Origin of the sequence: Paludibaculum fermentans, from assembly GCF_051172195.1 — a bacterium.
Lineage (GTDB): Bacteria > Acidobacteriota > Terriglobia > Bryobacterales > Bryobacteraceae > Paludibaculum > Paludibaculum fermentans_A.
The window spans coordinates 3,537,563-3,550,489 of record NZ_JBPJAQ010000001.1; the positions used below are offsets into that span (position 1 = coordinate 3,537,563).

Here is a 12,927-nt window from a genome sequence, read left to right on the forward strand (position 1 = left end):
CCCCTAGCGAATGAACTGAAACTCGGGCGAAAGCAGCACGGTCCAGAGCAGGTCCTGCAGGCCTTCGCGATCCACCCGGCCGCTTTTGGCGACCAGGCTGGTGGCGATGCTCAGCTCCTCCGGCGCGGGTTGCCGGCTGAGGGCGTGCTCGTACAACTGCTTGACCAGGCCCTCGGGCGTCCGCGCGGCCTTGGGCCTGGGCAGCGGGGGTTCTCCCGTCGCAGCCACCAGTTTGCGCGGGTTGGGCGCCTCGTCGAACACGAATCCGCGCACTGCCGGCGAGATGTCCGATTGATTCGAGCTGGCATCCACGGCCAGCAGGGCCTGGAACCGCGTGTAGCCCTTGTCCTTGAGATCGAGCAGCGTCTCCTTGCCCAGGATGACCTCGCCCGGAACCGGCACCGCGCCGTTGGGCCCGACGAACTGGGCGTCGCGCCACGCCAGCTTCACGCGGGAGGGATCGTAGGAATCGACATCGGTGACCAGCAGGTGCAGTTCCTTGCGGCCGGTGATGTCGACATCCACCTTGGCCTTGCCGTTGCCGCGCAGGGTGCCGCTGTCGAACAGGCTGGCCGGAGCGGGGTCGGGCTGATCGGTGAGCCGCTTGGCGCCGTCTCCCAGCCAGTCGTTGAGCACACGCCCGTTGGTCAGTTCGAGGGCTTGCAGGGTGGTGGAGTCGGTTTGGCGTTCGGTCACCGCGCCATCGCGCGTGGGGCGGCCCAAGGCTCGTGTCATCGAATTGGCCTTGAAGCGCCACTCCCGGGCGTACTGGCCAGGCACGGGGCGGTTATCCACACGCGTACGCCACTCGCCGGTGAGCGACGCCACCGCGTCGGCGAACTGTTCCGCCGTCATGCGCCGCGGCCAGGGACCTTTGAACACATAGCCGGCGTCGCGCAGGTTGCCACCCGCCACGCTGGGGCCCTGGTAGGTCTTCGAGAGCATCAGCGTGCGCAGCAGGTGCTTCATGTCATAGCGGTGCTCGACGAAATCGGCGGCCAGCCATTCCATCAGCTCCGGATTCCAGGCCGGTCCTTCCATCTCGTCGATGGGCTCAACCAACCCGCGGCCGAACAGCAGCCGCCAGACCCTGTTGACGATGGTGCGGGCGAACAGGCCGTTGTCTTTCGACGTGAACATGCGCGCCGCGGCCGCCCGCTTCTCTTCCACTGCTGCCTTGGCGTCGATGCCGCCGAGTTCCGGGAACAGGAAGGTCGTCTCGGCCATCTTGCCGGTAGCCATGTCGCACTTCACAATCTCCAGCGGCTCGTTGGTGAAGAAGCTGGCCAGCGCGTAGGCCTCGCGCAGCTTCCAGTGGCTGATGAAGCTGTCGTGACAGGAGTTGCACTTCAAATTGATGCCCAGAAACACCTGGGCGGAGTTCTGGGCGGCCTGCATCGCCGGCGTCTGCGAGGCGTTCACTGTGCCGCGCCAGGTGACGCCGCGCACAAACCCGGCCGGGCCGTCTTTGTCCTGGGGCGCCAGCAGTGTGCGCACGAACTCGTCGTAGGGCTTGTTCTCCTCCAGCGATTTGAGCAGCCAGGGAGAGATCGAGGCGCGGTCGCCGTGATAGATGACACCCTCGTCGTTGTGCAGCAGGTCGTTCCAGAAGCTGATCCAGTTCTCGGCATAATTGCGCTGGTTGGCCAGAAGTTCGTCCACCAGGCGCGCTCGCTTGTCCGGACGGGTATCTGACTCGAAGCGGTGTTGCTCTTCCGGTGAGGGCAGCAGGCCCCACAGATCCAGATAGACCCGGCGGGCGAAGACGGCGTCGTCGACTACACCCGGGGCCGCCACCGTGTGGGCCTGGTAGTAGGCGGCCATCAGGGAGTCGACGCTGCCCGCGGTGGGCGGCTTCAGCGCCAGGGAGAACTTCGCGGCAGGGGCGGAGGTCACCTCACCCCGCGCGCCTTCATCGATCCAGCGGCGGATGGTGGCGATCTCACGCTCAGAGAGCGGCGCGCCGCCCATCGGCATGCGCGGGGCCTTGCTTCCGTCGATGCGCTGCACGAGTAAGGACTTGGCGCTGTTTCCGGGAATGAGGGCCGCCCCACTGGCGCCGCCGCGCAGGATGTCATTGCGCATGGCCAGCGAAAGCCCGCCCTGCCCGCGGGCGCCGTTATGGCACATCAGGCATTTCTCGACAAACACCGGATGCACCTGTCGAGCGAAATCGACGGTTTGCGCGGAGAGCGCGCAGCACACGCCCAGTCCCAGAACAGCCCAGCCGTACAGCATGACCTGCATTTTAATACGGCGCGGCTCAGAGGGTTAGCAAAGGGGGCGCGAAAGCCCGCTCTTCCAGCCGCTATGTTTACCATGGAGGTATGCCCTGGTCCGCAATTGCCTCCCTTCTGCTCGCCGTCGCCGTGGCGCTGGGCGCCTTTGGAGCCCACGGGCTGAAGGAGCGCCTCGACGCATACAGCATGGGGATCTGGGAGAAGGCCGTTCTCTACCACTTCCTCCACGCCCTGGGGCTGCTGATCGTGCCGCTGTTCGCGAAACTCGGGCTGCTGCCGGAGTCTGCCGCCAACCGCATCAGCCTGCTGCTGGTGGCGGGGATCCTGCTCTTCAGCGGCAGCTTGTACACCCTGGCGTTGACCGGGGTTCGCACCCTGGGCGCGGTCACCCCCCTGGGCGGCGTTGCGTTTATCGCGGCCTGGCTGTACCTCTGCCTGGCGCTGCTGCGTACCCGCTAGCCGTCCTCCTGTCGTGATACTGCTCGATTTTTCACAGATTCCTGCGACAATGAATTCCAATCCGGGATGCTGACGCGAAGAAAACTGCTGAAAGGCGCCCTGCTCAGCGCGCCAGCGGCCTGTGCCTACCCGGTGCTGTGGGAACCGCGCTGGCTGGAAGTCACGCACACCCGGGTTCCGGTGAAGACTGCCGCCCGGCAGCCGCTGCGGATTCTGCAATTGACCGACCTGCATTCGTCGTGGTGTGTGCCCATGTCGTTGATTGAAGATGCGATCACACAAGGCCTGGCGAACAAACCCGACATCGTCTGCCTCACCGGAGATTTCATTACGCGCGAAGACGACGTCGATGTGGCGGCGTATCTACCGCGCCTTCGGCGGCTAGCGCAGGCTTGCCCGACCTTCGCCGTGCTGGGCAATCACGACAGCGGAACCGTCGGGCCGCTCAGGGCCGGGTTCTCCAGCCACCTGTTTGTGGAGCGCCTGCTGGAAGACGCGGGCATCCACCTGCTTCACAATCGATCGCAGGCCATCGACATTCGGGGGCAGAAATGGCGCCTGGCCGGGATCGGTGACTTGTGGTCGGGCGAAGCTGAGCCCGAACTGGCCTTCCACGCGGACCCGGAGAACCTTCCCACGGTCCTGCTGGCGCATAACCCGGATAGCAAAGAGGTGGTCCAGCGCTACCGCTGGGATCTCATGATCTGCGGTCACACGCACGGGGGGCAGGTGATGGTGCCGTTCGACGGGCCGCGCTACGCGCCTGTCCGCGATAAAAGGTTTGTCGCTGGATTGCGCGCCTGGGACACACGGCAGGTCTATGTGTCCCGGGGCGTAGGTAATCTGTATGGCGTGCGTTGGATGTGCCGGCCGGAAGTCACCTTGCTGGAGGTCAGCCACGGCTGACGGGCAGGTGCGGCTGGCGGGTCTAGGCTACCGCGGCTTGGCGGAGTGGTTGCGGCACAATTCTCTGGTTCCTGGCGGCCTGCTCCCGCATCACGAGCTGAACGAAGGCAGGCGCTTTGCTCTGGCAATTGGAGTCTGGATACATGGCGGCGAATAACTGGCGAATTATAGCGCCATCCAGAGTTCCGGCGATTTGCACCAGGTCCCGGCCGGATTGAGAAATACAGGTCTGGCACGTGAGCGATACTTCCCGGCAGTGTGCCAACTGCTGATCGGCCCTCGGTCTCCCCACAGGCATCGGTTGTCTCTCCCCAAAAGCATTCAAAGCATTGCACGCTCTTCGTCGCGCTTGGCTTTCTTGAGTGCCGTACTTGTAAACGGCACTCTCTAAACTTACGTGAGTAAAGGCCTTACAAACAGCCGACAGGAGAGGGGGGTGAAGAGGTTATGTGCGGGGGGTGCCGTACCCCTACTTTGAGGGGGTGCGGCTCTAGTACCTACTAGGATCAGTCACGCTGAAATAAATAAGGCACATGGACCGGCGTAGTCGCCAGCCATGTGCCTGATACTAAAGAGAATTGAGGATACTACGAAAGATGATCCTGTATTTTTGCAAACACATCGTCCGGTGCGCCCAACCCCTCTACCTTATAGTACGTACTGGTACTGTAGTGATCGATCAGTGGGGCCGTGCTGCGTACGTAGGCGGAAAGACGGTTCTTTACTGTATCCTCGCAGTCATCTGCGCGCTGTTGCAGGTCGATATGGCACTTGTCGCACTTGCCCGGTTCGGCTGGCGGATGGCTCTGAATGTTGTAGATCGCGGAGCATTGCGGGCAGTAGCGGCGATTGCAGGTGCGCGCGATGAGATGCTCGGCGGGGACGTCGATGTGCACCACGGTGGGTTGGGGGTAGCCCAATTCTTCCAGCAGGCCGGCGAGGTATTTCGCCTGCTCCACGGTACGCGGATAACCGTCCAGCATGAACCCGCCCTTGCAGTCTTCCTGGCCCAACCGGGAACGCACGATCTTGTTCACCAGGTCGTCGCTGAGCAGGCCGCCGGTGATGGTGACGCCCGCGGCAATGCGGCCCAGTTCGGAACCGGCGCGGATCTCGGCACGGATCATCTCGCCGGTCGAGATGGAGGGGATTCCGAAGTGTTTGGCGAGACGTTCCGCCTGGGTGCCCTTGCCGCAACCAGGAGGTCCCAGCAGGAGAAGAATGCGTGTGGTGGCTGGAGCCTGGGTAAGGGGTTCGGTTGCGGTGGTCATGACTGCCTCTTCTGGCAGTCTATCGCTAAGTTTCTAATTAAGTCAATGAGATCTCAATATACCGGTAATGCGTTGCAGCGCGGCCTGAAACACCTCCGGCCGCGGCAGCAGGCTGGCCACCAGGAAGCCCTCGCGCTGGAAGTCGTAGAAGTATCCGGGCTGCAGCCAGATAGAGTGATTCTCCAGCAGCATCAGGGCCCACTCCTCATCGCTGTGGATGCGCGGCACTTCCAGCATGGCGCACCAGCCGCCTTCGGGCGTCCGGACGCGGCAATTGCCACCCGAACCCACGGCTGCCTGCAGGTTCTCGAGGTTGCCCGCCGTGCGCGTACGGATCGAGTTCTGAATCCGCGGCGTCAGCTCCAGCCAGCGCGCCGCGGCGTGCTGAATGGGTGCGCTCACAGGCAGGTAGCTGTCGGCGATCCATTCCAGCCGTTCCAGAGCTTCTGCTTTCAGTGAGGCGGGTCCGGCAACATGAATCCAGCCCAGTTTCATTTGCGGCAGTCCTGAGATCTTCGACAGGCCGCTGAGGGTGAAGGTCAGCGCCAGGTGCGGACCCTGCAGGGCGGACACACGCTGCGGATCCTGCCGCCAGGCGTAGTCGAAGAAGACCTCGTCGGAAATGATCGCCAGCCCGCGATAGGCCGCGAACTCCTGCAATCTCAACCAGATGTCGCGCTTCAGGTAGGTGCCGGTCGGATTGTTGGGATTGACCAGGACGATCGCCCTGGTGCGTGGATGCACCAACCGGTCCAGTTCAGAGATATCCAGGCCCCAGGCCAATTCCTCGATCAGAGGATATTGCACCACCTGCACGGAGTCCAGTTCGGCCAGGCATTCAAAGAGGGGGTAGGATGGCCGCGGCACCAGCACGGCATCGCCCGGGTCGCATAGCAGCTTGAATAGCCAGCCGTAAGCCTCACTGGTGCTGCCAGCCAGAATCAGGCTGCCCGGATCCGCCGCCACGCCCTGGCCGGCATGCCACTCCGCGATCGCCTCCCGCGCCTCCAGCAGTCCGCGCGCCGTCGGCTCATACGTGATCGATCTCGTATCCTGCAGCGCAGCCAGGATTTCCTCGCGCGGGTAAGCGATATCCTCGCGAGTCGGGTTGGAGACGGTCAGGTCGATGATAGGCGCACCGGCCGCCTTCAACTCCGCCAGCACGCGGGTGAGGCGATTCGGAGAGAGGCTGGCAGGGGTGCGCCCGGAGAACAACACTAGACTTCCGCGACCACGGGGTTGCGCAGCGAGCCCAGCCCCTGCACCGTGACCACCGTCTCATCGCCCGCCTTCAGCCAGCGCGGCGGCTTGTGGCCGAAGCCGACCCCGGCCGGAGTCCCGGTGGTGACGATGTCGCCCGGCTCGAGCGTGAACACGCTGGACAGGTACTCGATGAGTTGCGGAATGTTGAAGATCAGGTTGCTGGTGTTGGAGTTCTGCAGCGTCTCGCCGTTGATCTCCATGCGGATGTCCAGGTTGTGCGGATCCGGGATTTCGTCGGCCGTCGTCAGCCACGGGCCGGTTGGGGCGAAGGAGTCGAAGGTCTTGCCCATCAGCCATTGGGAAGTCGCCATCTGGAAGTCGCGGGCGCTGACGTCGTTCACGCACATGTAGCCGTAGACGTGCTCGCGCCACTGGTCCGCCGGGATATGCCGCCCGCCCACCCCGATCACGAAGGCAAATTCCGCTTCATAGTCCGGCTTGACTGAGTTTTTGGGGAGAATGACGGGCGCTCCGGGGCCGATGATGCAATTGGAGAACTTACTGAAGATGGTCGGGACCGAGGGGATTTCCATCTTCGTTTCCGCGGCATGGTCGCGATAGTTCAGGCCCACGCAGATGAACTTGGGCGGGCGGGGCACTGGAGCCAGCAGGACCACGTCAGCCAGAGGCTTTCCGGCATTGGCCGGCAGCGATTTGAGATAGCCGTCGATGGCTGCGCGGGCGGCGGCTCCTCCGGCGATCACACTCAAAACACTGGCAAATCCCAGCGGCTGCAGGCTGAACACCTGTTCCCCGGTCACTACGCCGGCCAGCGCCACCTCGCCGGGGCTCATATAGGTCACAAGACGCATGGACTCTCCTTACCACGAGTGTAGCTAAGCCGGCCGGAAGCGGCTCAAAATCTCCAGTATTCTGGACGTTTCCCGGATGTTGGGCCGCCTCTCCGGCAAGCGGCCCGTGCCGGTCTAGAAGAGGCCCGCGGCCTTGAGGTCAATCAGGGCGATCACCTGTTTCGTATGGCCCGTATTGAAAAGGACATACCGCCCTGAGTGGTCGAAGGACGCATGGGCATGGCTGGCCCGCACTCCTTCCCGCAGGCCGGAGGCGAGCAGGCGCCGATTGTCGGTCGCGGATTCGATCAGCCACAGATTGCCCTTGTTGTCGTCGGCGACCAGGAACTTGCCATCCGGACGGGCATGCACGTGCCAGTAGTCGCCCGGCAGCAGGCGGCTTTTGCCTTCCACGTCGACAAAGAGGATGCCGACCTTGTCCATAATCATGGTCATCTCGCCCGTCTGGGGCACCCACGACTCGTGCGTCATCCATTCTTTCAAGGGCGTGACCCACTGCTTGGGATCAGTGGAGGAGTAGAACGGGCGGTTGCCTGAGCCGTCGTCGTTCACCAGCCAGCTGCGCTGCGGGGCATAGCCGCCGGTCTCCCATACATAGAAGATGAGGGGCAGCGAGGGGTGGTGCTGGATGTGGCCGATGCGGAAGCCCTGGGTGATGACGGTCTTGTAGGTACCCGTGGCGAGGTCCATCAGGCCGATCTCCCAGGTCTTTGCATCGCGCTGCTTGCTGACGACAAGCGACTTGAGGTCGGCCGTGAAACTGGGCTGCTGATGGCCGCCCACATGCGGTTGGGGGATCTCTCCGATACGCCGTTCGCGGTTGGCGGCCAGGTCGAGCTCAGTCACTTGAGACCCGCGCATGTAATAGAGAAGATTGGCGTTTTTGGGGTGTGGGCAGGCGGAGTAAGGAGATACGCCTTCGCCAGTGGTCACCTGGTGGACGGTGCGGGTTCTCACATTCAGGCGGAAGATCTGATTGCCGCCAGCGAAGATGACATTGGCGTCGTCGGCCGTGAAATTGGAAAAATGATAGTAGAGATTCATCGACAGGACGCCGGGGGCGGCGAATTCGAAGATCTCCAGGGAACTCCTTGGATCCTTATAAGTCTGTGCAGTTAAAAGGGTTGAGGTCGCTAGCAGGGCGACGGTGAGAGTGCGCGTTGGCATAACGGGTCTTATCAGTGTATAATTCTTGGAAGGGATTCCCTGCATTCCCCGCCACATCGTAACCGGAGATCGAAATGTCCAAGTATTGCCCTGTCACAGGTAAGAAGCCCGTCAGTGGGAACAGGGTGTCTCACGCCAACAACAAGTCGAAGCGCGTGTTCGAACCCAACATGCACGAGAAGCGCCTCTGGTCGCCGGCCCTGGGCCGGTTTATCCGGCTTCGCGTGAGCGCCCGCGGTCTGAGAACCATCGACAAGCTCGGCGTCGACGCCGTTCTGGCCAAAATGAAGAGCCAGGGCATCCAGTTCTAGGAGAATTCCATGGCGCGCATCATCATCAAACTTGTTTCCACGGCTGGCACGGGGAGCTTCTACACCACCACGAAGAACCCGAAGACCAAGACCGAGAAGATGCTCATCAAGAAATTCGACCCCAAGATCCGCAAGCACGTTGACTTTAAGGAAGCCAAGGTCTAGCCGGCTTTCTTCGACGTTTCCTCCGCAACCAAAAAGGCCGCCCCGGTGGGCGGCCTTTTCGTATTTGCGGCCGCCCGCCCCGGCATTCGCTCCCCGCAAGCCCTAGAATGAGGGTGTAATGAACTGTTCACCCGTACTGCTGCCCATGCTGCTGTGTTCGCTCTGCTCCGCGCAGGATACAGCCAGCCCGCAGGAGCAGATGAAGGTCCATCTCGACGCCGGCCGCTACCCCCAGGCCATCCAGGTGATCCAGGCCGCCATCGCCAAGGACCCGAAGAACATCGGGTGGCAGTTCAACCTCGCCTACGCTTTCACCATGAACGGCCAGGACGCCGAGGCGATCGCCGCCTACAAGCGTGTTCTCAGCATGAACGGCCCGCCCAAGGTCGACCTGGCGCCGGCGCGCTCCAACCTGGCGCAACTCCTGGTGAAAACCGGAGCCTTCCAGGAGGCCGTGCCCCTGCTGGAGGAGATCAGCCAGAAACGGCCCACCGACCCCAAGCCCTTCTACCTGCTGGGCCGGGCGTATGCCGGGCTGGGCGACTGGGCGAAATCGACACCTGCTTTCGAGAAAGCGATCGAATTGGATCCCAGGGATACGGCTACCCTGCTGGAACTGGCCGACGTCTACGAGCGCGCCAAACAGCCCGAGAAGGCCGCGGCCCTCTATGCCAAACTGCCGGACGATCCGGCGGCGCAGGAGCGGCGCGGCGTCCTGCTGCTGCAGGCAGGCGACCTGCCGGGTGCCATCCAGAGCCTGGAAGCGGCACGCGCCAAGAGCCCCACCCCAGCCGTCCTCTATGCCCTGTCGACCGCTTACCTGCGCTCCAAGCAGCTCGACAAAAGCCTGCCCCTCGCCGAGCAGATTGTAGCGGCCGAGCCCAATAACTTCGACATGCGCATGTTCTACGGCCGCATGCTGCGCGACCAGAAACGTTATGACGACGCCGTCAAGCAGTTCTATGCCGCCGTGAACGTGAAGAAGGATTCACGCGAAGCCTGGAACGAATTCGCTGCAATGCTCATCCTTCTGAAGAAGTACGATGCGGCGTTGACCGCGCTGGAGCAGGTGAAAGCCATGAACGGCGAGACTCCGGCGTATTATTACTTCCGGGCGACGATGTTCGATGCAATGGCGCAGCACAAGCCGGCGTTGGAGAACTACCTCAAGTTCCTGTCCATCAGCGAGGGGAAGTTCCCTGATGAAGAGTGGAAGGCTCGCCAGAGGGCGGACGCGCTCAAAAAGGTGGTGAATCGATGACAGGGCGGTTGTGGCTGACGGCCATTCTGATTGCTGGATCCTCGCTGCTGCGGGCCGATGTCGACGAGATCAGGAAAGAACCCGACCTGCTCAAACGATTTGAACGCTCCATCGAGCTGGCCGAGGCCCAGTCGAAAGTCGCGAACACGCTCGTCAAGGATAACGGCAGCCGCACAGAACTGATGCGCGCCCTCACCGAGATCGGCGCCGCCACCAAGTTGGCCCTCGAGTCATTGCGCGAGACCGGAAAGAAACCGGCCAAGCTCTCCCGGCAGTACAAGAAGGGTGAACTCAAGACACAGGCTGTGATGAGGCAGCTAAAGGATCTGGTGCTGGCCCTGGGCTTCGAAGACCGCCCGGCGGCCGAGAAGATCCGTGACGAAGTGACGGTGACGCACGAGGAGTTTCTGCTCGGCGTCATGACCGGGAAATAAGGAGGGATGAGGCATGCGATTCCTACTGGCCCTGCTTCTGCTGGCCGCGCCGCTGGCCGCCCAGAAAGACTTTCTGACCGCCGACGAAACGGACCAGGTCCGGATCGTGCAGGATCCCGATGAACGGCTGGCCCTCTATGTGAAGTTCGCCCAGCAGCGGATCTCCCTGCTCGATCAGCTCTTCGCGAAACAGAAGGCAGGCCGCAGCGGCCTGATCCACGACACGCTGGAGCAGTACACCGAGATCATGGACGCCATCGATTCTTACGTCGACAACAGCATTCACAAGCAGAAGCCGCCGACGTCCCTGGGCCTGGTGGCCAAAACCCAGAAGGAGATGGTGGCCCAACTGGAGAAGTTTGCCGAACTCGAGGCTCCGGACAAGGGCCGCTATCAGTTCGCGCTCGACCAGGCGATTGAAACCACCAAGGACAGCGTCGAAATCAACGAGCAGGACCTGAAGTCCCGCACCCACGACGTGGAGATGCGCGAGGCGGAACTGAAGAAGCAACGCGACGAACTGCTCACACCGCAGGGCAAGGAAGAAGCCCAGAAACAGCAGACCCGCATCGCCTCGGAGAAGGAAGGCGTCGCACCGGGCAAGAAGAAGCCTTCGCTACTCAAGCCGGGCGAAAAACTGGGCGACAGCCTGCCCGCCCCCGCTGCGTCCAAGGACGAGAAGGACAAGAAGGACAAGAAGAAGTGACCGCGCGGGCTACGGTTCAACGCTCTTCAGGATGTACTCCGTCAGCAGCCGGTCGCTGAGTTGGTGCGATGCGCGCACCCCAAAGTTCGTCGTCGTGATCACCACCACCAGGTCCAGGGCCGGGAACACCGCGACTTTATTCCCGCCATTGCCCTGCATCAGGAATGCAGCATATTTCTTCGTGCCTACGGGGAACGCTTTGACCCACCATAGGTAACCGTACTCCGTGTCGTCATTCACCTGGGCATGCGGCTGGGTGGAGGCAGCCACCCACTCCTTGGAGACGATCTGCCGGCCGTTGGCCTGGCCGCCATGCGCGTACAGCAGCCCGAGTTGCAGCAGGTCGCGGCTGCGCAGTTCCAGCCCGCCGCCGGTTTGCGCGATGCCCGTCGGCGAGAACTGCCACTCAGCCTTCTTGATCCCCAGCGGCGCAAAAAGATTGGCTTCCGCGAACGCGGGCACAGTCGAGCGGGTGGCGCGCTCAATCACTCCGCCCAACGTCGTCACGCCGGCCGTGCAGTAGCTGAAACTGCGGCCGTAAGGCGAGTCTTTCGGCTTCTTTACCCAGGCCGGAAAGCCGCGCACCGGCAGATCCAGCGTGAACTGGATCCAATCCTCAATCAGGTACATCCGCTCTTCATTTCCGCGCGAGAACTGATTCTCGTCGTCGCACTCCAGTAGCGAACTCATCGTGAGCAGATCCTCCACCGTGATCTTCTCCTTGCGCGGATCCGGATTCGCCACCGGGTGTTTGTCGGGAAAGAACCCGAACACCGCGGCGTCCGTCCCGGAGAGCAGCTTTTTGTCGATGGCAATCCCAATCAGCATGCCGGCGACAGTCTTCGTGGCGGACCGCGTATTGCGGAGAGCCTCGGCTCCGCCCTTGTCGAAATACTCCTCGTAGACGATGGAGCCGTGGCGCGCCACCACCACGCTGGTGATCTCCTTGAACTCGCCGGCCCGGATGGCCTGCGTCATGGGAGCAAGTGCCTGGGCCGAAACAAGTCCGGCCGTGGCGAAGGCGAGCAGAAAGCTGCGAAGCATGTTCTGAGTATTGGCTGCGAAGGGGCAGCGTGTCTTGTACCCGCGGAGCGGATTGGTCACCGGGCAACATGCGCGCGCCGGTATTCGCTGGGCGACACGGCGAACGCCTTGCGAAAGGCCTTGGAGAAATGGCTTTGATCCGCGAAGCCCGCATCCAGCGCGATCTCGGCGATGGGTTGCTGCTGACGCCTCAGCAGGCCGGCCGCCCGTTCCAGGCGGCAGTGCCGCAGGTAGTCGCCGGGCGTGCACTGGTAGAACTCGCGGAACGTGCGAGCCAGGTGGACAGGATGGACTCCGGCGGCCTGTGCGACCTCGGAGACGCTAAGATTCAAGGCGCTGCTGTCGTGGATCAACGCCCGGGCGGTTTTGAGCCAGGCGGGCGGTTGGCGGTGCCGGCGGTCCGCCGCCCGCGCCATTTCGGCCATCAGCTCCAGGCAGAGCCCTTCGGCGGCCAGCGGCGACACCCGGTCCCACTGGCGGCACTCGCGGAACAGCCGTTGCGCCAGTTGCAGCGGCGGGCCTTCCCGGAAGGCGGTAGGCCTGTCCAGCGGCTCCAGGAATTGCCTGATCCGCTGCAGGCCCGCACCGGAAACCGAAATGGTCAGGAACCGTCCGTCCAGGGTGTGGAACCGGTCCCGATGCGTGGTCCCCGGCGGATTGTAGATCAGCAGCGGCGGCCGGCACAGGGGCGGAGCCTTGGCCGCGGAGGAAATATACGTCCCGTCGAGCAGCAGCACCAGGTGTGCGTCTTCGTGCGTATGGCGCGCGACTTCGTCCGCCGGCACGGTGGGCGTCAGTTCGGACAGCGCGAACCCGCCCGTCTCCCGCCTCGACGCACAGGCGCCAAGAAACTGGCCGTGCGGCAGAATGAGGGCTTGTGGATCCACA

14 protein-coding genes are annotated in these 12,927 nt (G+C 62.9%); 7 read left to right on the forward strand and 7 right to left on the reverse strand.

Annotated features, from left to right (window positions below):
* Positions 1-3: 3 nt before the first annotated feature.
* Positions 4-2,238, reverse strand: coding sequence for a DUF1549 domain-containing protein (locus ACR9Y2_RS14425; RefSeq protein WP_435042055.1), 2,235 nt, complete (start codon positions 2,236-2,238; stop codon positions 4-6).
* A gap of 89 nt (positions 2,239-2,327) precedes the next feature.
* Between ACR9Y2_RS14425 and ACR9Y2_RS14430 the strand changes: the two genes are divergently transcribed.
* Both ACR9Y2_RS14430 and yaeI read left to right on the forward strand, forming a co-directional pair.
* Entirely contained in the window at positions 2,328-2,699 is a 372-nt protein-coding gene (locus ACR9Y2_RS14430) for a DUF423 domain-containing protein (protein WP_435042056.1), read from the forward strand.
* 66 nt (positions 2,700-2,765) lie between these two features.
* Positions 2,766-3,605: a phosphodiesterase YaeI gene (gene yaeI, locus ACR9Y2_RS14435; protein ID WP_435042057.1), complete on the forward strand. Its 840-nt coding sequence runs from the start codon at positions 2,766-2,768 to the stop codon at positions 3,603-3,605.
* A 587-nt stretch (positions 3,606-4,192) separates the two neighbouring features.
* On the opposite strand, the gene ACR9Y2_RS14440 is transcribed toward yaeI, so the two are convergent.
* The 4 genes from ACR9Y2_RS14440 to ACR9Y2_RS14455 form a co-directional block, all read right to left on the reverse strand.
* Positions 4,193-4,876 (reverse strand): adenylate kinase, encoded by a 684-nt coding sequence (locus ACR9Y2_RS14440; RefSeq protein ID WP_435042059.1) that lies wholly within the window; start codon positions 4,874-4,876, stop codon positions 4,193-4,195.
* Between the two features lie 42 nt (positions 4,877-4,918).
* Positions 4,919-6,094, reverse strand: coding sequence for a pyridoxal phosphate-dependent aminotransferase (locus ACR9Y2_RS14445; protein ID WP_435042061.1), 1,176 nt, complete (start codon positions 6,092-6,094; stop codon positions 4,919-4,921).
* Complete coding sequence (locus ACR9Y2_RS14450) at positions 6,094-6,951, reverse strand: fumarylacetoacetate hydrolase family protein (RefSeq protein ID WP_435042063.1); 858 nt, start codon at positions 6,949-6,951, stop codon at positions 6,094-6,096. Before ACR9Y2_RS14450 ends, ACR9Y2_RS14445 begins: the two co-directional genes overlap by 1 nt.
* 114 nt (positions 6,952-7,065) lie before the next feature.
* Positions 7,066-8,118 carry a hypothetical protein gene (locus ACR9Y2_RS14455; RefSeq protein ID WP_435042065.1) on the reverse strand — a complete coding sequence of 351 codons (1,053 nt, stop codon included), beginning with the start codon at positions 8,116-8,118 and terminating at the stop codon, positions 7,066-7,068.
* Positions 8,119-8,192: 74 nt separating this feature from the next.
* On the opposite strand from ACR9Y2_RS14455, the gene rpmB reads away from it, so the two are divergent.
* The 5 genes from rpmB (at position 8,193) to ACR9Y2_RS14480 (ending at position 10,995) form a co-directional block, all read left to right on the forward strand.
* Entirely contained in the window at positions 8,193-8,429 is a 237-nt protein-coding gene (gene rpmB / locus ACR9Y2_RS14460; protein WP_435042066.1) for a 50S ribosomal protein L28, read from the forward strand.
* A gap of 9 nt (positions 8,430-8,438) precedes the next feature.
* The gene (rpmG, locus tag ACR9Y2_RS14465) at positions 8,439-8,594 is read left to right on the forward strand and encodes a 50S ribosomal protein L33 (protein ID WP_194449013.1); all 156 of its coding nucleotides are present in this window, start codon (positions 8,439-8,441) and stop codon (positions 8,592-8,594) included.
* Positions 8,595-8,712: 118 nt separating this feature from the next.
* Positions 8,713-9,855, forward strand: coding sequence for a tetratricopeptide repeat protein (locus ACR9Y2_RS14470; protein WP_435042068.1), 1,143 nt, complete (start codon positions 8,713-8,715; stop codon positions 9,853-9,855).
* The gene (locus tag ACR9Y2_RS14475; RefSeq protein ID WP_435042069.1) at positions 9,852-10,289 is read left to right on the forward strand and encodes a hypothetical protein; all 438 of its coding nucleotides are present in this window, start codon (positions 9,852-9,854) and stop codon (positions 10,287-10,289) included. The genes ACR9Y2_RS14470 and ACR9Y2_RS14475 overlap by 4 nt, the downstream gene beginning before the upstream one ends.
* Before the next feature lie 13 nt (positions 10,290-10,302).
* Entirely contained in the window at positions 10,303-10,995 is a 693-nt protein-coding gene (locus ACR9Y2_RS14480; RefSeq protein WP_435042071.1) for a hypothetical protein, read from the forward strand.
* A gap of 9 nt (positions 10,996-11,004) precedes the next feature.
* Here ACR9Y2_RS14480 and ACR9Y2_RS14485 read toward each other — a convergent pair whose 3' ends face one another.
* Positions 11,005-12,039, reverse strand: a complete 1,035-nt coding sequence (locus ACR9Y2_RS14485) for a serine hydrolase domain-containing protein (RefSeq protein ID WP_435042072.1) — start codon at positions 12,037-12,039, stop codon at positions 11,005-11,007.
* Between the two features lie 56 nt (positions 12,040-12,095).
* Positions 12,096-12,926, reverse strand: a complete 831-nt coding sequence (locus ACR9Y2_RS14490) for an AraC family transcriptional regulator (RefSeq protein WP_435042073.1) — start codon at positions 12,924-12,926, stop codon at positions 12,096-12,098.
* Between the last annotated feature and the right edge of the window lies 1 nt (position 12,927).

Bases quoted from the DNA above. Each gene is read 5' to 3' on its own strand.
- ACR9Y2_RS14470 (WP_435042068.1), top strand. From the start codon at position 8,713: ATGAACTGTTCACCCGTACTGCTGCCCATGCTGCTGTGTTCGCTCTGC.
- ACR9Y2_RS14425 (WP_435042055.1), bottom strand. From the start codon at position 2,238: ATGCTGTACGGCTGGGCTGTTCTGGGACTGGGCGTGTGCTGCGCGCTC.
- ACR9Y2_RS14480 (WP_435042071.1), top strand. From the start codon at position 10,303: ATGCGATTCCTACTGGCCCTGCTTCTGCTGGCCGCGCCGCTGGCCGCC.
- rpmG (WP_194449013.1), top strand. From the start codon at position 8,439: ATGGCGCGCATCATCATCAAACTTGTTTCCACGGCTGGCACGGGGAGC.
- ACR9Y2_RS14440 (WP_435042059.1), bottom strand. From the start codon at position 4,876: ATGACCACCGCAACCGAACCCCTTACCCAGGCTCCAGCCACCACACGC.
- ACR9Y2_RS14475 (WP_435042069.1), top strand. From the start codon at position 9,852: ATGACAGGGCGGTTGTGGCTGACGGCCATTCTGATTGCTGGATCCTCG.
- ACR9Y2_RS14485 (WP_435042072.1), bottom strand. From the start codon at position 12,039: ATGCTTCGCAGCTTTCTGCTCGCCTTCGCCACGGCCGGACTTGTTTCG.
- ACR9Y2_RS14430 (WP_435042056.1), top strand. From the start codon at position 2,328: ATGCCCTGGTCCGCAATTGCCTCCCTTCTGCTCGCCGTCGCCGTGGCG.
- yaeI (WP_435042057.1), top strand. From the start codon at position 2,766: ATGCTGACGCGAAGAAAACTGCTGAAAGGCGCCCTGCTCAGCGCGCCA.
- ACR9Y2_RS14450 (WP_435042063.1), bottom strand. From the start codon at position 6,951: ATGCGTCTTGTGACCTATATGAGCCCCGGCGAGGTGGCGCTGGCCGGC.
- rpmB (WP_435042066.1), top strand. From the start codon at position 8,193: ATGTCCAAGTATTGCCCTGTCACAGGTAAGAAGCCCGTCAGTGGGAAC.
- ACR9Y2_RS14455 (WP_435042065.1), bottom strand. From the start codon at position 8,118: ATGCCAACGCGCACTCTCACCGTCGCCCTGCTAGCGACCTCAACCCTT.